Origin of the sequence: Pseudomonas sp. R3.Fl (assembly GCF_023516765.1) — a bacterium.
In the GTDB taxonomy this organism is placed as follows: Bacteria; Pseudomonadota; Gammaproteobacteria; order Pseudomonadales; family Pseudomonadaceae; genus Pseudomonas; species Pseudomonas citronellolis.
This window is the reverse complement of sequence record NZ_JAMGSO010000001.1, coordinates 4141329-4160071: the sequence shown is the minus strand read 5'-3', so window position 1 is coordinate 4160071 and position 18743 is coordinate 4141329. Positions and strand designations below refer to the sequence as shown.

16 protein-coding genes are annotated in these 18743 nt (G+C 66.8%); 9 read left to right on the top strand and 7 right to left on the bottom strand.

The features are described 5' to 3' along the window. The first annotated feature begins 2 nt into the window (after positions 1-2). The 5 genes from ahcY to M8R19_RS18320 all read left to right on the top strand — a co-directional run bounded on the left by ahcY (position 3) and on the right by M8R19_RS18320 (position 7117). Positions 3-1412 (top strand): adenosylhomocysteinase, encoded by a 1410-nt coding sequence (gene ahcY / locus M8R19_RS18340; protein WP_074985439.1) that lies wholly within the window; start codon positions 3-5, stop codon positions 1410-1412. Between the two features lie 123 nt (positions 1413-1535). Next, positions 1536-2384, top strand: a complete 849-nt coding sequence (gene metF / locus M8R19_RS18335) for a methylenetetrahydrofolate reductase [NAD(P)H] (protein WP_249918527.1) — start codon at positions 1536-1538, stop codon at positions 2382-2384. 69 nt (positions 2385-2453) lie between these two features. Then, positions 2454-3518 carry a hypothetical protein gene (locus M8R19_RS18330; protein WP_249918526.1) on the top strand — a complete coding sequence of 355 codons (1065 nt, stop codon included), beginning with the start codon at positions 2454-2456 and terminating at the stop codon, positions 3516-3518. A gap of 247 nt (positions 3519-3765) precedes the next feature. Then, positions 3766-5772, top strand: a complete 2007-nt coding sequence (rhlE2, locus tag M8R19_RS18325; protein WP_249918525.1) for an RNA helicase RhlE2 — start codon at positions 3766-3768, stop codon at positions 5770-5772. A gap of 142 nt (positions 5773-5914) precedes the next feature. After that, on the top strand, positions 5915-7117 hold the full coding sequence (locus tag M8R19_RS18320; protein WP_249916914.1) for an ISL3 family transposase: 1203 nt from the start codon (positions 5915-5917) through the stop codon (positions 7115-7117). Between the two features lie 589 nt (positions 7118-7706). On the opposite strand, the gene M8R19_RS18315 is transcribed toward M8R19_RS18320, so the two are convergent. From M8R19_RS18315 to pip, 7 genes are all read right to left on the bottom strand, one after another. Then, positions 7707-8441 carry an amino acid ABC transporter ATP-binding protein gene (locus M8R19_RS18315; RefSeq protein ID WP_249918524.1) on the bottom strand — a complete coding sequence of 245 codons (735 nt, stop codon included), beginning with the start codon at positions 8439-8441 and terminating at the stop codon, positions 7707-7709. Further along, a complete protein-coding gene (locus tag M8R19_RS18310; RefSeq protein ID WP_074985447.1) occupies positions 8434-9396 on the bottom strand; it encodes an amino acid ABC transporter permease in 963 nt (320 codons plus the stop codon). Before M8R19_RS18310 ends, M8R19_RS18315 begins: the two co-directional genes overlap by 8 nt. 72 nt (positions 9397-9468) lie before the next feature. After that, positions 9469-10266, bottom strand: coding sequence for a transporter substrate-binding domain-containing protein (locus tag M8R19_RS18305; protein ID WP_249918523.1), 798 nt, complete (start codon positions 10264-10266; stop codon positions 9469-9471). A 236-nt stretch (positions 10267-10502) separates the two neighbouring features. Then, complete coding sequence (gene mdoH, locus M8R19_RS18300) at positions 10503-13088, bottom strand: glucans biosynthesis glucosyltransferase MdoH (protein ID WP_249918522.1); 2586 nt, start codon at positions 13086-13088, stop codon at positions 10503-10505. Then, positions 13081-14655, bottom strand: a complete 1575-nt coding sequence (locus M8R19_RS18295; protein ID WP_116424150.1) for a glucan biosynthesis protein G — start codon at positions 14653-14655, stop codon at positions 13081-13083. Before M8R19_RS18295 ends, mdoH begins: the two co-directional genes overlap by 8 nt. Positions 14656-14870: 215 nt before the next feature. Continuing rightward, positions 14871-15308 (bottom strand): D-aminoacyl-tRNA deacylase, encoded by a 438-nt coding sequence (gene dtd, locus M8R19_RS18290; protein WP_116424149.1) that lies wholly within the window; start codon positions 15306-15308, stop codon positions 14871-14873. Beyond that, positions 15305-16276 carry a prolyl aminopeptidase gene (gene pip / locus M8R19_RS18285; protein WP_116424148.1) on the bottom strand — a complete coding sequence of 324 codons (972 nt, stop codon included), beginning with the start codon at positions 16274-16276 and terminating at the stop codon, positions 15305-15307. The genes dtd and pip overlap by 4 nt, the downstream gene beginning before the upstream one ends. A gap of 111 nt (positions 16277-16387) precedes the next feature. On the opposite strand from pip, the gene M8R19_RS18280 reads away from it, so the two are divergent. The 4 genes from M8R19_RS18280 to M8R19_RS18265 all read left to right on the top strand — a co-directional run bounded on the left by M8R19_RS18280 (position 16388) and on the right by M8R19_RS18265 (position 18323). After that, on the top strand, positions 16388-16822 hold the full coding sequence (locus tag M8R19_RS18280; protein ID WP_074985453.1) for a hypothetical protein: 435 nt from the start codon (positions 16388-16390) through the stop codon (positions 16820-16822). Continuing rightward, on the top strand, positions 16819-17292 hold the full coding sequence (locus M8R19_RS18275) for an NUDIX domain-containing protein (RefSeq protein WP_249918521.1): 474 nt from the start codon (positions 16819-16821) through the stop codon (positions 17290-17292). The genes M8R19_RS18280 and M8R19_RS18275 overlap by 4 nt, the downstream gene beginning before the upstream one ends. Positions 17293-17336: 44 nt before the next feature. Continuing rightward, positions 17337-17798, top strand: a complete 462-nt coding sequence (locus M8R19_RS18270; RefSeq protein WP_167858372.1) for a M23 family metallopeptidase — start codon at positions 17337-17339, stop codon at positions 17796-17798. A 93-nt stretch (positions 17799-17891) separates the two neighbouring features. Beyond that, positions 17892-18323, top strand: a complete 432-nt coding sequence (locus tag M8R19_RS18265) for a hypothetical protein (protein ID WP_009613720.1) — start codon at positions 17892-17894, stop codon at positions 18321-18323. Positions 18324-18743: the final 420 nt, after the last annotated feature.

Sequence of the window (18743 nt, the reverse complement as noted above, 5' to 3'; positions counted from 1 at the left end):
GCATGAGCGCTGTCATGACGCCTGCCGGTTTCACCGACTATAAAGTCGCCGACATTTCCCTGGCCGCCTGGGGCCGCCGCGAGCTGATCATCGCCGAGTCCGAGATGCCGGCACTGATGGGCCTGCGCCGCAAGTACGCCGCCAGCCAGCCGCTCAAGGGCGCCAAGATCCTCGGCTGCATCCACATGACCATCCAGACCGGCGTGCTCATCGAGACCCTGGTCGCCCTCGGCGCCGAAGTGCGCTGGTCGTCCTGCAACATCTTCTCCACCCAGGACCAGGCCGCCGCCGCCATCGCCGCCGCCGGCATCCCGGTGTTCGCCTGGAAGGGCGAGACCGAGCAGGAATACGAGTGGTGCATCGAGCAGACCATCCTCAAGGACGGCCAGCCGTGGGACGCCAACATGGTGCTGGATGACGGCGGTGACCTGACCGAGATCCTGCACAAGAAATACCCGGCGATGCTGGAGAAGATCCACGGCATCACCGAAGAGACCACCACCGGCGTGCACCGCCTGCTCGACATGCTCAAGGCCGGCACCCTGAAAGTCCCGGCGATCAACGTCAACGACTCGGTGACCAAGAGCAAGAACGACAACAAGTACGGCTGCCGCCACAGCCTCAACGACGCCATCAAGCGCGGCACCGACCACCTGCTGTCGGGCAAGCAGGCCCTGGTGATCGGCTACGGCGACGTGGGCAAGGGCTCGGCGCAGTCGCTGCGCCAGGAAGGCATGATCGTCAAGGTCGCGGAAGTCGACCCGATCTGCGCCATGCAGGCCTGCATGGACGGCTTCGAAGTCGTCTCGCCGTACAAGAACGGCCTGAACGACGGCACCGAGGCCAGCGTCGACGCCGCCCTGCTGGGCAAGATCGACCTGATCGTCACCACCACCGGCAACGTCAACGTCTGCGACGCCGGCATGCTCAAGGCCCTGAAGAAGCGCGCCGTGGTCTGCAACATCGGCCACTTCGACAACGAGATCGACACCGCCTTCATGCGCAAGACCTGGGCCTGGGAAGAGGTCAAGCCGCAGGTGCACAAGATCCACCGCACCGGCAAGGACGGCTTCGATCCGCACAACGACGACTACCTGATCCTGCTTGCCGAGGGCCGCCTGGTGAACCTGGGCAACGCCACCGGCCACCCGAGCCGCATCATGGACGGTTCCTTCGCCAACCAGGTGCTGGCGCAGATCCACCTGTTCGAGCGCAAGTTCGCCGACCAGCCGGCCGCCGAGAAGGCCAAGCGCCTGAGCGTCGAAGTGCTGCCGAAGAAGCTCGACGAGGAAGTCGCCCTGGAGATGGTCCGCGGCTTCGGCGGCGTGGTCACCCAACTGACGCCGAAACAGGCCGAGTACATCGGCGTGACCGTCGAAGGTCCGTTCAAGCCGGATACTTACCGCTACTAAAAAGCCGCTGGAAGCCGGAGGCTGGAGGCTGGACGAAAAAGCGCACCGATCTGCCTTTTCGTTCAGCCTTCAGCCTTCAGCCTTCAGCGATCACGTCCCGACAGCCTCTTGCGGATCTGTTCCATGACGACATCCGATCGCCGCTTCAGCTTCGAGTTCTTCCCCGCCAAGACCGAAGCCGGGCATGAAAAACTGCTGGCCACCGCGCGCCAGCTGGCCGGCTACAAGCCGGACTTCTTCTCCTGCACCTACGGTGCCGGTGGTTCCACCCGCGACCGTACCCTGGTCACCGTCCTGCAGCTGGACGGCGAGGTGAACGTCCCCACCGCGCCGCACCTGTCCTGCGTCGGCGACACCAAGGCCGAACTGCGCGCCCTGCTCGCCCACTACAAGGACGCCGGCATCCGCCGCATCGTCGCCCTGCGCGGCGACCTGCCCTCGGGCATGGGCATGGCCAGCGGCGAGCTGCGCTACGCCAACGAACTGGTGGAGTTCATCCGCGCCGAGACCGGCGACCACTTCCACATCGAGGTCGCTGCCTACCCGGAAGTACACCCGCAGGCGCACAATTCCGAGCACGATCTGGCCAATTTCGTACGCAAGGTCAAGGCCGGTGCCGACAGTGCAATCACGCAGTATTTCTTCAACGCCGACAGCTATTTCCACTTCGTCGAGCGTACACAGAAGTTGGGCATCGACATCCCGATCGTCCCGGGCATCATGCCGATCACCAACTACTCCAAGCTGGCGCGTTTCTCGGACGCCTGTGGCGCCGAAATCCCCCGCTGGATCCGCAAGCAGCTGGAAGCCTATGGCGACGACATCGCCAGCATCCAGTCCTTCGGCGAGCAGGTGATCACCGAGATGTGCGAACGTCTGCTGGACGGCGGCGCCCCCGGGCTGCATTTCTACACGCTGAACCAGGCCGACCCCAGCCTGGCACTGTGGAAAAACCTGAAGCTGCCCCGCTAGCGCAACGGTGCTCCGCCGCCCGCAACGGGCGGCGGTTCACCGGCCAGGACGCTAGAGGTTCCACATGGCATGGCACATGCCCCCTCTCTGATCTACCTCGTGTACGGTCGCCAGACCTACCATCAGGAAGCCCTGTTCAGCATCGCCAGCGCCATCGCCCGGGCACGGGAAACACCGCAGCTGCGCCTGGACATCCAGGTCGTCACCGATGACGGCGTCCCCTACGCCGGGCTGCCGGTGCGGGTGCGCCACATCGACGCAGGCACCCTGGCCGGCTGGTACGGGCCCCACGGCTACCACTTCCGCGCCAAGCACGTGGCCCTGCGCCAGGTGCTCGACGAACTGCCGGCCGCCGTGCTGATCGATACCGACACCTTCTTCCACGCCTCGCCCGCCCATCTGCTCGCCCGCGTGCGGCCCGGCGCCCTGCTGTGCAACGCCGTCAACCAGCGCCTGGGCGACTCGCCGGCGCCCGTCTACCGCCAGCTGATCGAGCCCCTGAAGGCCCGCGGTCTGGCCGACGAACGGACGCCGCTGATCAATTCCGGGGTGATCGGACTGACCCGTGAAGACGCCGTCGTACTCGACCGTTCGTTGGAATTGATGGATGACCTCTACCCAATTGCCCGCGCAGCCTATAATCTTGAAGAGTTCGTTCTGGCGATTGCGGCCTACAGACAACTGGAACCCGTCGGTTGTACCGACCTCATCCACCATTATTGGAGCCGCAAGCAGTTGTTCCGGGCGAAAGTCCAGGCCTGGCTGCACAAGCACCGAACGTCCCTTCTCAGCCCCCTGGCTCTCGACGACACCCAACTGGTGACCGACCGCCTGCCGCGTCCACCACGGGCCGCGCGCCTGCTGTACAAGCTGAGAACACTGCCGTTGCCGGCCCCGATGCGCCAGTTCAGCCTGGAGCTGTTCTATGGGTGCCACGACTACGACAACGAGTTCGACCGGGCCTGCGGCCCCGTCTGGTGGGAAAAGGCCGCGACCAACGTCATCGAGCGCCATCCCGACCAGCCGGTGCAAGAGCAGCTCGGTGAATGGCTGAACCACAAGGTGTTGCGCCATCTCCTCGGCCCCAGGCTCGAGGCGATACGCCGGCACCTACGCCAGCAGGACCTGCTCTGAACGGCAGGCCAGCGCTGGCAGCGCCTCTGCCCTTCCGGGGCCGGGCGCAACCCCAGGCCGGCGGCCCTTGCCGTCGGCCCCCGGAGGAGCCCGCGAGGGCCCCTGCCAGTAGCTCGGCCCTGGGTGCATACGCAGCGCCCCGCGCCGTCCCTCTTCCCGCCACGGGAACGAGGGTACAGAGGAGTTCGAAGAACTTGGTGACTTCACATTCGCCGGCCAGCCGCCGGCTCATATAGGAATACCCCGCATGTCCTTTTCCTCCCTCGGTCTCTCCGAGGCGCTGGCCCGCGCAGTAGAGGCGGCGGGCTACAGCCAGCCCACCCCTGTCCAGGAGCGGGCGATTCCCGCCGTATTGCAAGGTCGCGACCTGATGGTCGCGGCCCAGACCGGCACCGGCAAGACCGGTGGCTTCGCCCTTCCGGTGCTCGAGCGGCTGTTCCCCGAAGGCCACCCCGACCGTGAACACCGCCACGGCCCGCGCCAGGCGCGCGTGCTGGTGCTGACGCCGACCCGCGAGCTGGCCGCCCAGGTCCACGACAGCTTCAAGGTCTATGCCCGCGACCTGCCCCTGAAGAGCGCCTGCATCTTCGGCGGCGTCGGCATGAATCCCCAGGTCCAGGCCATGTCCAAGGGCGTCGACGTGCTGGTGGCCTGCCCCGGCCGCCTGCTCGACCTGATCGGCCAGGGCAGCGTCGACCTCTCCCGCGTGGAGATCCTGGTCCTCGACGAAGCCGACCGCATGCTCGACATGGGCTTCATCCACGACGTCAAGAAGGTCCTCGCCAAGCTGCCGCCCAAGCGCCAGAACCTGCTGTTCTCGGCAACCTTCTCGAAAGACATCACCGACCTCGCCAACAAGCTGCTGCACAACCCCGAGCGCATCGAGGTCACCCCGCCGAACACCACCGTCGAGCGCATCGAGCAGCGCGTGTTCCGCATCCCCTCGGTACAGAAGCGCGCCCTGCTGGCGCACCTGGTGACCGTGGGCGCCTGGGAACAGGTGCTGGTCTTCACCCGCACCAAGCACGGCGCCAACCGCCTCGCCGAGTACCTGAGCAAGCACGGCCTGCCGGCCGCCGCGATCCACGGCAACAAGAGCCAGAACGCGCGCACCAAGGCCCTGGCCGACTTCAAGACCAACGATGTGCGCATCCTGGTGGCTACCGACATCGCCGCCCGCGGCCTGGACATCGACCAGTTGCCCCACGTGGTCAACTACGAGCTGCCCAACGTCGAGGAAGACTACGTCCACCGCATCGGCCGCACCGGCCGTGCCGGGCGCAGCGGCGAAGCCATCTCGCTGGTGGCCCCGGACGAGGAGAAGCTGCTCAAGGCCATCGAGCGCCTGACCAGGCAGCAGATCCCCGCCGGCGATACCCAGGGCTTCGACCCCGAGGTGGCGCTGCCGGAAGTGGCCCTGCCCGAGCCCAAGGAACAGCCCCAGCGCCAGCCGCGCAAGGACAAGGCCAAGCGCGAGCGCAAGCCCAGGGACAAGGAGCCGCAGCAGGCGCAGCCCGCCGCCGAGGCAGCCCATGCCGACGCCGGCGCCGAGCAGGGCGACAAGCCGGCCGGCAAGCGCCGCCGTCGTGGCGGCCGCGGCAAGAAGAAGGGCGAGGCCCAGGGTGACCAGCAGCCGGGCCAGCAGGCCCAGCGCGGCGACGGCCAGGCCAAGCAGCCCAGGCAACCCAAGCCGGCCGCGCAGAACGACGACCGCGACCCCGAGGAATTCCTCGACGACGACTACGACAACTTCGGCAACCGCGCCGACTACGTCAGCCCCTTCCCGGACAAGGACGTGCAACGCGGCCAGCGCCGTCGCGGCGGCCAGCCCCAGGGCCAGGGCCAGGGCCAGGCGTCCCAGGGCCAGCGTGCCCGCGGCCAGGGCCAAGCTCAGGCTCAGGGCCAAGGCCAGAAGCAGGGCAAGCCGGGCCAGAAAGGCACCAGCCAAGGCGGCCAGGGCGCTCGTGGCAAGAACGCCAACGGCCAGGCCCGCGGCGGCCAGGGCGGCAACGCCCAGGGCAAGCAGCGCGCCGCCCGCAAGCGCGGCGGCAAGGGCCAGCCCTCGCTGATGAGCGATGCGCCGCTGCGCGAGCCGAGCGAGTACGGCGCCGCCAAGCCGACCCGCCAGCCGGTGGTGATCAACAAGCGCGACCTGGTCCGCGGCGACCGCTTCCCCACCGCCGAGCAACTGGAAGAACTGGAACCGCGCCGCGACAAGGGCGAACGCCCGGCGCTGCTGACGCGTAACCGTTGAGTGCCAGTTGTTGAAGAAGCCGCCCCGAGGGGCGGTTTTTTCTGGTTCTTCGCGGAGTCTGGGGAAAGAGCGGATTGACAGTCAGGGAAGCGGGTAGATTGGCAGTCGCCAAACGAACCAACCCCCACCCCCTGCTGTCGCCGTGCATCCTATTGATCTTGCTGCTTTCTGGCCAGGCTACGAAGTCATCGCCTGCCACCCATCTGCCGACAGCACCCTGCTGATCGAGCTCAAGCCTCACGCCAGCGCTGTCCCCAAATGCGGGCGCTGCGGTCAGGCCAGTCCATTAATCCACGAACGGCGGATTCGCCGGGTGCGTGATCGCGATCTGTTCGACCAGCGCGTCCTGCTCCAACTGCCGGTGCGCCGCGTCGACTGCCTGCGCTGTGGTCGGGTGACCGAGCGGATCGACTGGCTGGAGCCAGCGTCGCGCTTGACCCAGCGCTTGCGCATCTGGCTCGAGGCTTTGCTGCAATTACTGCCCATCAGTCACGTCAGTCGCCTCGTCGGTCTGCATTGGCACACGCTCAAGCAGCTCGACAAACGTCGTCTAGAGGCCGCAGTCGGTGCTTTCGAGCCGGGTGACGTTCGCCGTCTGGTGATGGACGAGTTCGCTCTTCACAAAGGACATCGTTACGCCACCGTGATCATGGATGCGCAGCGGACACGCGTGCTGTGGGTCGGGCATGGCAACAGCCGCGAGGCGATTCAGCCGTTCTTCGAACTGCTCGGTGAGCGCTGCCAGCAAATCGAGGCCGTGGCGATGGACATGAACACCGCCTTCGATCTGGAAGTAAAACAGCATTGCCCCCGTGCCGAAGTGGTCTACGACCTATTCCACGTGGTGGCTCGCTATGGCCGGGAGGTGATCGACCGCATCCGTGTCGATCAGGCCAACGCGCTACGCCAGGACAAAGCGGCACGCAAGGTAATCAAGCAGAGTCGTTGGTTGCTGCTGCGCAATCGCGAAAACCTCAAGGATCAGCAAGCCGTGCAGTTGCAGGAAATCCTCGAGGCCAACCAGCCACTGGCCACGGTCTACGTGCTCAAGGATACGCTCAAGGAAATCTGGTACGCCCCCAGCGTGCGGGAGGGTTGGCGCCGCTGGCGGGACTGGTTGCGCCACGCCAGGGACAGTGGCCTGGCCCCGCTGCAACGCTTCGCTCGCAATCTGCGCAAATACGTCCGAGGCATCCTGGCCAGCGCTCGCTTCCCCATGCACACCAGCCTGCTGGAAGGGGTAAACAACCGCATCAAGGTGATCAAGCGCATGGCCTATGGCTTCAGGGACTCCGCCTACTTTTTCCTGAAAATCAAGGCCGCCTTCCCCGGGAAAGCGCGATGAACCTTTTTTCTTGCCGACGGAAAAGGCTGCACCGCGATACTTTCGTAGGATGGGTCGAGCTTGCGAACCCCATGCGGTCATGGTGATGGGTATCGCTTCGCTCCACCCATCCTACGGAGCTTGTCCGTACGCAGGTCTGTAGGAGCGAGCTTGCTCGCGAATGGTATTCGCGGCAGGCATTTGCTAAGAGCACCCTCTCCCCAGCCCTCTCCCTGAAGGGAGAGGGAGCTTGTCCGTGCCGAGAGAGGTCTTGGCGTCAATCGGAAACTTCATAGCAGCCGGCTAACACCGGAATACCCGAGCACACCGAACGGCCCCTCTCCCTTCAGGGAGAGGGGGCTTGTCCGTACCGAGAGAGGTTCTGGCGCCAATCGGAAACTTCGTGGTAGCCGGCTAACGCCGAAACACCCGGGCACACCGAACGGTCCCCTCTCCCTTCAGGGCGGGGCGCGCAGCCGAGGGTTAGGGAGAGGGAGCGGAGTTGAGCCGACACGCCGTCGCCAAAGGGAGACACCGTTCGCGAGCAAGCTCGCTCCTACAAGTGACAAAAAAGCCGCCCCAAGAGGCGGCTTCTTCATTCACCAAGCACTCAAAGCACCTGCCGCAAAAAGCTCTGCGCCCGAGGATCGGCCGGCTGTTCGAAGAACTGCGCCGGCGGCGCATCCTCCAACAACTTGCCGTGGTCGAAGAACAGCACGCGGTCGGCCACTTCGCGGGCGAAGCCCATTTCGTGGGTGACGCAGACCATGGTCATGCCTTCCAGCGCCAGGGCCTTCATCACGTCCAGCACCTCGCCGACCATCTCCGGGTCGAGCGCCGAGGTCGGTTCGTCGAACAGCATCACCTTCGGCTCCATGCACAGCGCGCGGGCGATGGCCACGCGCTGCTGCTGGCCGCCGGACAGGCGCGAGGGATATTCGTTGGCCTTCTGGCCGATGCCGACCTTGGCCAGCAGCGCCTTCGCCTTCTCCTCGCGCTCGGCCTTGCCGCGCTTGCGCACCACCTTCTGCGCCAGGCACAGGTTCTCCAGCACGGTCATGTGCGGGAACAGGTTGAAGTGCTGGAACACCATGCCGACTTCGCGGCGGTAGGCGTTGATATCGGTCTTCGGGTTGGCCAGGTCGACGCCGTCGATGCTCACCGAGCCGGAGTCGAGCTCCTCCAGGCCGTTGAGGCAGCGCAGGAAGGTGGACTTGCCCGAGCCCGAGGGCCCGATCACCACCACCACCTCGCCCCTGTCCACGCGGGTGGTCACGTCGTCCACCGCGCGCACCACGTGGCCGCGGGTGTCGAACACCTTGGTCAGGTTGCGGACTTCAATCACTTTGTCCGAGCCTCCGTTCCAGCCGGCTCGCCATATGCGACAGCGGCAGGTTGATGACGAGGTAGAGCGCGGCCACGCAGAACCAGATCTCGAAGGTGGAGAACGAGGTGGTGATGGCCTCGCGGCCGCTCTTGGTCAGTTCGGTGATGGCGATCACCGAGACCAGCGAGGTGTCCTTGACCAGGCTGATGAACTGCCCGGCCAGCGGCGGCAGCACGCGCTTGAAGGCCTGCGGCAGGATCACGTGGCGCATCGACTGCGCCGCGCTCAGGCCCAGGGAGCGCGCCGCCTCGTCCTGGCCGCGGGCGATGGACTGCACGCCGGCGCGGACGATCTCGGCTACGTAGGCGCCGGTGAACAACGCCAGCGCGGCCACCCCGGCGAACTCGCGGGACAGGTTGAGCACGGTGCCGATGAAGAAATAGAAGATGAAGATCTGCACCAGCAGCGGCGTGCCGCGCACCAGCTCGACGTAGAGCGTCGAGAGGTCGTGCAGCGTGGGGTTCTTCGACAGCCGGCAGAGGCCGGTGAACAGGCCGATGGCCAGGCCGATCGCGCCGGAGACGAAGGAGATCCACAGCGTGGTCCACAGGCCCCAGGCCAGCGGGCCGGCGGCCCAGTGGCGCTGCACGCCGACCACGTCGCCTTCGCCGACGTCGTCGTTCTCGGAGAACTGCAGGCTGTCGCCGGCCACGTTCAGCACCTGCTGCCTGCCGTCGTCGTCGACCAGGGTGACGCGGGCCTCGCGGCCGGAATCCTCGATCTTCTCCACCCGCGAGACGGCGTCCGCACGTTGCGGTTCCTCCGCCTGGTAGGCGAAGTACTGGGGAACGCGGTTCCAGCGCCACTCGTAGGAAATCAGCGAGGTGGAATACCAGATGGCCAGGCCGATCAGCAGGAGGATCAGCGCGGTCAGCCCATGCCAGGGCCAGGTGGGGCGTTTGCTTCTAGTCACGTATCTTTACCGTGAAAATGCGAACGCGCAGGCCGGGGCCTGCGCGTCGGGGTCGATCGGCGCGGGACGGGATTATTCCATGTCCTTCAGCCAGTCGGTGCTCTTGAACCACTTGTCGTGCAGACGATCGTAGGTGCCGTCCTCGTGGATCTGCTTGAGGAAGTTGTTGATGAAGTTGATCGAGTCGTAGTCGCCCTTCTTCAGGCCGAAGGCCAGCGGCTCGTAGGTGAACGGCTGGTCGAGGAACACCAGCTTGCCGGCGCCGAACTTGCCGACCGCGACCACGTTGTAGGGCGAGTCGTAGATGAAGGCGTCGGCCTTGCCATTGACCACGTCCATGACCGCCTCGGGCTCGTTGTCGAAGCCGTGGTACTGGGCCTTGGACAGCTGCTTCTTGGCGACGAACTCGCCGGTGGTGCCGATCTTCGAGGTGATGCGGTACTTGGCGTCGTTCAGGTCCTTGTAGGACTTGATGGCGCCTTCCAGCTCCTTGCGGATCAGCAGGGTCTGGCCGACCACGATGAAGGGATCGGAGAAGTTGACCCGCAGGTTGCGTTCCTGGGTCAAGGTCATGCCCGAGCCGATCATGTCGAACTTGTCGGTCAGCAGCGCCGGGATGATGCCATCGTAGCTGGTGGAGACCAGCTCCAGCTTGACGCCCATGGCCTTGGCCATGGCCTTGAGCAGGTCGACCTCGAAGCCGACGATCTGGCCACGCTTGTTGGTCATCTCGAACGGCATGTAGGTCGGGTCCATGCCCACCCGCAGGCTGCCGCGCTTGACCGCTTCGTCGATGGCGCCGGCTTGCGCCGCGTTCACGCCGACCAGGGCGCAGACGCCCAGCAGCAGCGATGCCAGATACTTTTTCATTCCCCACACTCCCAGACAGTCGAAATTGAGTCGTGCGCACGTCGGCACGGCATCCAGCTGCGGTCTTTATGCCGCGCGAAGCCTCGCCGGGCGCTGAAGGGTGCGAATCCTACCCTCTGTCGCCGTCCGTCGGGAGTCTTTCTGGATCGATGGCGCAGGTTAGCAGCAGTAAAGCGCCGGGAAAACCGTTGCAAGGCGTTGCCACTCCCCGCCTGGTGACGGGGAGCGGCTCGCGGTCAGGACTGCGCGGCGGGCAGGCCCACGCCGGCGCCGGCCGGCGGCGCCAGCGGCAGCGCCGGGCTGTGCGCGTCGGCCTGCACGGACTTGCGCCAGGGCTCCAGCCAGTTCTCATGGCCGCCTTCCCACACCTGCAGGTGCAGGCGCGACAGCGCCACCGGGTCGCTCAGCAGGGCCAGGCGGGCCTCGCCGGCGACGGCCTGCGGACCGCCTTCCAGGGCCTGCTGCACGCGCCGCTGGCGCGCCGCCTCGATGGCCTCGGAGCGCGCGTGGCGCGCGGTGCCCATGGCGCAGGCCAGGGCGTTGAGCAGCGGGTCGGAAACGCTGCGGACGAAGCCGTCCTTCAGCGCCTGCCAGCGGTTCTGGTAGGTGTACTCGTCGGTGGAACGCAGCTCGCGCGGGGTGTCGTATTCCTCGGGGATGAGGAACAGCTTCTCGTCGCGCGAGGCCAGGCCCAGGTTGACGCGGCTGGTGATCACCGACACCGGGATGGACAGCATCAGCGAACCGACGATGGGCGACAGCCACCACAGGAAGCGCGGGTTCAGCCACACCACCAGCAGCGCCCAGGCCAGGCCCAGCAGGGTCTGCATGCCGTGGCGGCGCAGCGCCTCGCTCCAGGGCGTGGCGTCGTCGTCACGCTGCGGCGACTTCCACTGCGCTTCCCAGCCGAGGAACGCGGCCAGCACGAAGCGGGTGTGGAAGAGCATGCGCACCGGCGCCAGCAGCACCGAGAAGAGCATCTCCAGGAGCATGCTCAGGGTGACCTTGATCACGCCACCGAAGGCCTTGGCGCCCTTGGCCCAGATCAGCATGACGCTGAGCAGCTTGGGCAGGAACAGCAGGGTCAGGGTGGTGGAGAACAGCGCGATGGCCTTCTCCGGGTGCCACTGCGGCCAGATCGGGAACAGCTGGCGCGGCTCCAGGAAGTACTGCGGCTCCATCAACTGGTGCACCGCCAGCAGCGCGGTGGACAGCACCAGGAAGAAGAACCACAGCGGCGCCGACAGGTAGGACATCACCCCGGTGAGGAACACCGCGCGGTGCACCGGGTGCATGCCCTTGACCAGGAACAGGCGGAAGTTCATCAGGTTGCCGTGGCACCAGCGGCGGTCGCGCTTGAGCTCGTCCAGCAGGTTCGGCGGCAGTTCCTCGTAGCTGCCCTCCAGGTCGTAGGCGATCCACACGCCCCAGCCGGCGCGGCGCATCAGCGCGGCCTCGACGAAGTCGTGGGAGAGGATGGCCCCGGAGAACGAGCCCTTGCCCGGCAGCGGCGCCAGGGCGCAGTGCTCGATGAAGGGCTTCACCCGGATGATCGCGTTGTGCCCCCAGTAGTGCGACTCGCCCAGTTGCCAGAAGTGCAGGCCGGCGGTGAACAGCGGGCCGTAGACGCGGGTGGCGAACTGCTGCATGCGCGCATAGAGGGTGTCCATGCCTGAGGCCTTGGGCGCGGTCTGGATGATCCCCGCCTCCGGGTTGGCTTCCATCAGCCGCACCAGCTTGGCCAGGCAGTCGCCGCTCATCACGCTGTCGGCGTCCATCACCACCATGTACTTGTACTGGCTGCCCCAGCGCCGGCAGAAGTCGTCGATGTTGCCGCTCTTGCGCTTCACCCGGCGGCGGCGGCGGCGGTAGAACAGCTTGCCGAAGCCCTTGGTCTCCTGGCACAGCTCGATCCAGGCCTGTTCCTCGGCCACGGCGATGTCGGCCTGGTAGGTGTCGCTGAGGACGAAGAAGTCGAAGTGGTCCAGCTCGCCGCTGGCGGCCACCGACTCGAAGGTGGCGCGCAGGCCGGCGAAGACCCGCGGCACGTCCTCGTTGCAGATCGGCATGACGATGGCGGTGCGCGCGTCGGCCGCGATCGGCTCGTTGCCGGCGCTGCTGCCGGAGATGCGGTAGCGGTCGCGGCCGCTGAGCAGCTCCCAGAAGCCCATCAGCGCGGTCCAGAAACCGGCCGAGACCCAGCAGAAGAGGATGGCGAAGAGCAGCAGCACGCCGAACTGGATCAGGTACGGCAGCACCTGCTGCAGGGTCTGCAGCCAGGTCTGGCGGTTGATCTCTTCCAGGTCGATCAGCGCCCAGCCCTGGTACGGCAGGATGCCTTTCATGTAGTAGGTGGCGATGCTGGTCTGGCCGAGCATCAGCAACAGCAGGATCATCCGGCGCAGCGAGCCGACCCGCTGCCAGCGGGCCTTGGGCAGGTCACGCGCGGGCTTGGACGGGTTGCCGCGGCCGAGCAGGCGGCGCCAGCCGCGCACCAGCACGTTGGTCCGCCAGGGCTCGGGGAGCACCTTGGTACGCTGGATCGGCGGCGCCGCCTTGAGGTAAGCGCGGCCGTTGTCGTCCAGGCCGAGCATGCCGGTTTCCTGCAGCTCCTGGCCGTAGCCGAGCAGCAGGCGCGGGCCGATGGAGCCCAGCGCCGCATCGTCGGTGGCGGCCGGCGCGGTGCCGGCCTCCTCCGCCAGGCGCTGGTGCAGGTCACTGAAGGAAGCGCTGCGCGCCAGGCGCTCGCGCCCTTCCGCGGTCAGCGGAAGGTGCTCGAGGTATTCGCCCAGCGGAGCCTTGTGGGTGGTCGTGTTATTCATCGGCAGGCAGCTGGTAGCTCCAGGTTTCGGACAGGGTCTGTCCATCTTTGACCAGGGCCGCACGCATTTCGGTCGGCTTCTTCGGGTCCTTCACCTTGATCCGAAGGGTCAGGCGCCAGCCCTGGGTCACAGGGTTGTAGCGCAGGTTGTTTTCCTTGACCTCGGCGTTGTCGTCGGTGCTCACCTGGGTGGTCACCGCGGCGTCGGCCGGCAGGACCTTGAGGTTGGCGCCCTCGAAGTCCACCACCAGGGCGGTGCTGCCGTCGGGCTGGCGGATCAGGTTGGCCTGCTTGACGTCACCCACCGAGCGCAGGGTCTGCTTGACCTGGGCGACCTTCTGCGAATGCAGGGCGTCCTCGTCCATGGTCCAGTGCATGCGGTAGGCGTATTCCAGCGGCTGGCCGGCCTCCGGGCGCTTCTCCGGGTTGAAGAAGGCGACGATGTTGTCGTTGGTCTCGTCCGGGGTGGGGATCTCGACCAGTTCGACGCTGCCCTTGCCCCAGTCGCCGCGCGGCTCGATCCACAGGCTCGGGCGCAGGTCGTAACGGTCGTCCAGGTCTTCGTAGCGGCTGAACTCGCGGCCGCGCTGGAGCAGGCCGAAGCCTTTCGGGTTCTCCACCGCGTAGCTGCTCACCGACAGGTGTTTCGGGTTGTTCAGCGGACGCCAGATCCACTCGTCGTTGCCGGCATGGATCTGCAGGCCGGTGGAGTCATGCAGCTCCGGACGGAAGTTGTGCTGCTCCGAGGGCTGGTTGGAGCCGAACAGGAACATGCTGGTCAGCGGCGCCATGCCGAGCTTGGTGACCTTGTCGCGCAGGAACACCTTGGCCTGCACGTCGACCACGGTGTCCTTGCCGGGGCGCAGGACCAGGCGGTAGGCGCCGGTGGCGCGCGGCGAGTCGAGCAGGGCGTAGATCACCAGGTGCTTGTCCTGGGGCTTGGGCTTCTCGATCCAGAACTCGCGGAAGCGCGGGAACTCCTCGCCGGAGGGCAGCGCGGTGTCCAGCGCCAGGCCGCGGGCGGAGAGGCCGTAGACGTGGCCCTTGCCGACCACGCGGAAGTAGCTGGCGCCGAGGAAGGTGGCGATCTCGTCGAGCTTGTCGGCCTTGTTGATCGGGTAGAGCACGCGGAACCCGGCGTAGCCGAGGTCCTTGGTGGCATTGGCGTCGAACTGCAGCGTACCGAAGTCGAAACGCGCGGGATCGTACTTGATCTCCTTGACGCTGGTGGCCGTCACCTCGTTGATCTTCACCGGGGTGTCGAAGTGCATGCCCTGGTGATAGAAGCTGAGCTTGAACGGCTCCTTCTCGTCGGCCCAGTAGGCCTTGTCCATGCGGAAGCGGATCTGCTGGTAGTCGGCGAACTTCATTTCGCTGAATACCGAGGGCAGGTTGCTGGTCGGCGCGCTGTACTTCTCGCTGGCCAGCTTCTTCGCCTCGCCGGCGACGTCATCGATGGTGAAAGCCCAGGCGTGAGAGGCGCCCAGGGCCAGGAAAGCGGAGCCGACCAGCATCAGGTCGCGCAGGAAATTACGGGAAGCGGTGTGTTGAACGGAACGAAAAATCACGAGTCCCCCTCGTCCGTGAACTTGAAAAAACCAAGGCCGGCCCTGGCAATGCCAAAGTGCCGGCGATTGAATTCCGACCCCGGTGAGCCCGAATGATTCCCCGCGATCGCGAAGAACCCTTGCCCGGCCTTGTGGCCTGGGCTCCCGGGGAGCCATTGTTCTAATTGCATGCGAGTTGCCATCATCCTGCGGCCCGATTACGGACTGCCGCCTGTTCAAGCCTCCAGAAGAAAGGTCACCGGCCCGTCGTTGACCAGGTGGACCTGCATGTTGGCGCCGAACCGGCCGGTAGCGACCAGCGGATGACGGGCTCGTGCCTGATCCACGAGATGTTCGAACAGTTCGGCGCCCCGGGCCGGCGGCGCCGCGCTGGAAAAACTCGGCCGCAGGCCCTTGCGGGTGTCGGCGGCCAGGGTGAACTGCGAGACCAGCAGCAGACCGCCGCCGACATCGCCCAGAGAAAGGTTCATCTTACCTTCAATATCGGCGAACACTCGATAGTTAAGCAGCTTGTGCAGCAGCCGCTGGGTGCTCGCCTCATCGTCCTCGGGCTCCACGCCGACCAGCGCCAGCAGGCCCTGGTCGATGGCGCCGACGATTTCCCCGTCGACTTCCACCCGCGCGGCGCTCACGCGCTGGATCAGCGCCTTCATTCGGCCTCCGGGGGGAGGTTGAGCAGGCGCCGGCCGATTTCGTTGGTGGCGCGCACCAGGGCATCGGCGATGCCCGGCTCGCTGGCGGCGTGGCCGGCATCGCGGACGATCTGCAGCTCGCTGTTCGGCCAGGCCTTGTGCAGCGCCCAGGCGTTGTCCAGCGGGCAGACCACGTCGTAGCGGCCGTGCACGATGACGCCGGGCAGGTGGGCGATGCGGTGCATGTCGCGCAGCAGCTGGTCCGGCTCGAGGAAGGCGGCGTTGACGAAGTAGTGGTTCTCGATGCGGGCAATGGACAGCGCGCGGTGCGGGTCGCTGAAGCGGTCGACCACCGCCGGGTTGGGCCGCAGCGTCGCGGTGCGCCCTTCCCAGGTGGACCAGGCGCGCGCGGCGTGCATCTGGGCGATCTGGTCGCTGCCCACCAGGCGCTTGCGGAAAGCCTGCATGAGGTCGCCGCGCTCGTCCGCCGGGATCGGCGCCAGGTAGTCCTCCCAGTAGTCGGGGAACAGCTGGCTGGCGCCCTCCTGGTAGAACCAGCGCAAATCCTGCGGGCGGCACAGGAAGATGCCGCGCAGGATCAGCGCGTGGACGCGCTCGGGGTGCGCCTGGGCGTAGGCCAGCGACAGCGTCGAGCCCCAGGAGCCGCCGAACAGCACCCACTTCTCGATGCCCAGGTGCTGGCGGATGCGCTCCATGTCGGCCACCAGGTGCCAGGTGGTGTTGTCGTCCAGGCTGGCGAAGGGCGTGGAGCGCCCGCAGCCGCGCTGGTCGAAGGTGACGATGCGGTACAGGTTGGGGTCGAAGAAGCGCCTGGACAGGGCGTCGCAACCGGCACCCGGGCCGCCGTGCACGAAAAGCACCGGCAGACCGTCCGGTATGCCGCTTTCATCCACATAAAGGAGGTGCGGTTCATCGACGGCCAGCTGGTGCCGGGCGTAAGGCTTGATTTCCGGATACAAAAGCTGCATGGCGCACTCCTGAATCTTTACGTACGGTCCGTCCCTCGACCGGATACCATCCCTTGCGTGTCGGGCATGATACCTGTGCCCGCGCAAAACCGATAAAGGAGTTCACTCGGGATGCCGAGGAAGTTGTATCTTTGCCTGCTGTGCGTCATTTGTCTGCTGGGCGGATGCAGCAGCGACTCCCCCCAGGACCAGTTGAACGACGCGGTGCGCCAGCTGCAGCGCAACCTCGACGAGCGCGCCACCAGTGCCGTGCTGGCGCAGTTGCACGAGGATTTCCGCGCCCAGGGCGAGTACGACCGCGACTGGGTGCGCCGGACCCTGGCGCAGGTGTTCGTCCAGCAGCCGCGGGTGCGCTTCATCACCCTGGGCCGCAGCAGCCGCGTCGACCGCAACTACGCCGACGTCGGCCATACCCGGGCGGAACTGGCGCTGACCGGCGGCGACGACCTGCTGCCCGAGCGCAGGCGCAACCGCCCCTACAGCGTAAGCCTGGAATGGCGACGCGAGGGTGACACCTGGAAGCTGGCGAGGCTCGACTGGCGATGAACCCACTGCAACACCGCATCCGCGCCGCCGGCCTGCTGGTCCGCGAGCAGAGCATCCTGCTGGTGCGCCACGAGGTCGACGGCGACGTCTACTGGATTCCCCCGGGCGGCGGCTTCGAGTCGCACAGCGACCGATCGACGCGCGACACCGTGAAGCGCGAATGCCGCGAGGAAACCGGGCTGGAGGTGGAGGTCGGGCCGCTGGTGTACGTCCGCGAATTCGCCGAGCCGCTGGCCGGGCGCTTCCACATGGAGCTGTTCTACCGCGTCGACGCCTGGCGCGGCGACCTGAGCCTGGACAACCTGCGCGGCCTGGGCGGCGACGAGTTCGCCATCCACGAGGTGGCCTGGGTGCAGCGCGCCGACCTGGCCACCCTGCCCTCCTTCTACCCCGCCGAGCTGCTCGACGACGTCTGGGAACGCCTGGCCGCACCGGCGCCGCTGATCCGCCACCTGGGCCTGCAGGTGTGAAACGCCGCTGGCTCCTGCCGCTCGCGGCGCTGCTGGTCCTGCCGATGTTGTTGCCGGAGCACCCGGTCATCCCGGTGCAGGGCGCCAGCCAGCGCGACTGGAACCGCCGTTCGTTCTGGTACGAACCCTGGGGCATTTCCGGGGTGCACAAGGGCATCGACATCTTCGCCGACGCCGGCGCCCCGGCGCTGTCGCCGGTGCCGGGGCTGGTGCTGTACCGCGGCGAGATCGGCCTGGGCGGCAAGGTGGTGCTGATCCTCGGGCCGAAATGGCGCCTGCACTACCTGGCGCACCTGCAGGCCTGGAACGTGGCGCCGCTGCAGCCAGTGGGCCGCGGCCAGGTGGTTGGCGCGGTGGGCAGCTCGGGCAACGCCGCCGGCAAGCCGCCGCACCTGCACTACGCGGTGCTGTCGCTGCTGCCGCGGCCCTGGGCGGCCACCGACGAGACCCAGGGCTGGAAGAAGATGTTCTTCATCGACCCCGGGCAGTTCCTCCTGGCGCGCTGAACGGCGAACTTTGGAAACACTCCCGGCGTGGCCGCAAGGCGCGCATCTGCGCTACGGTGCCGGGCTCCCCTTCATCCCGAAAAGGAGTTCGACATGCTGGCCAGGCCCCTCGCCCTGCCCCTGCTGCTGTGCCTCGCCCTGCTCGCCGGCTGCGGCAAGGACGACCCGCAGGCCGCCCTGGAAGCCGCCGTGCAGCAATTGCAGGCGAACATCGAAGCGAAGAAGACCGGCGCCGTGCTCGACCAGTTGGCCGACGATTTCCGCGCCCAGCAGGTCAACGACCGCGACTGGGCCCGGCGCACCATGGCGGTGCTGTTCCTCCGTCACCAGAAGATCGGCGTGCTCGCCCCGGCGAAGAACAGCTGGATCGACCCGGCGGTTTCGCGCCGCGGCTACACCGAAGCCAAGGTCGGCCTGACCGGCGCCGAGGGGCTGATCCCCGACAGCGCGCGGCTGTATGACGTGAAGCTGGAGTGGTGGCTGGAAGACGGCGAATGGAAGCTGGCGCGGCTGGACTGGGAATGACCGCGCGCCCCGCGCCGAGGTGCTCTTCGTAGGAGCGAGCTTGCTCGCGAACGGATTCCGCAGCGGGGTTCATTCGCGAGCAAGCTCGCTCCTACAAAAAAGCACCCACACCATTCCCCTGTAGGAGCGCGCCCTGCGCGCGAATCGCGGGCAGGGCCCGCTCCTACAGGTTGTCGGGAAGCACGGTATTCCTCCCCCCGTAGGAGCGGACCTTGTCCGCGATAGCCGGACGAACCGGCGCGATTCGCGGATGAGATCCGCTCCTACGCCGCCCCACCCACATCGTCCCCATGTAGGAGCGCGCCCTGCGCGCGATTCGCGGGCAGAGCCCGCTCCTACAGGTTGTCGGGAAGCACGGTATTCCTCCCCCCGTAGGAGCGGACCTTGTCCGCGATAGCCGGACGAACCGGCGCGGTTCGC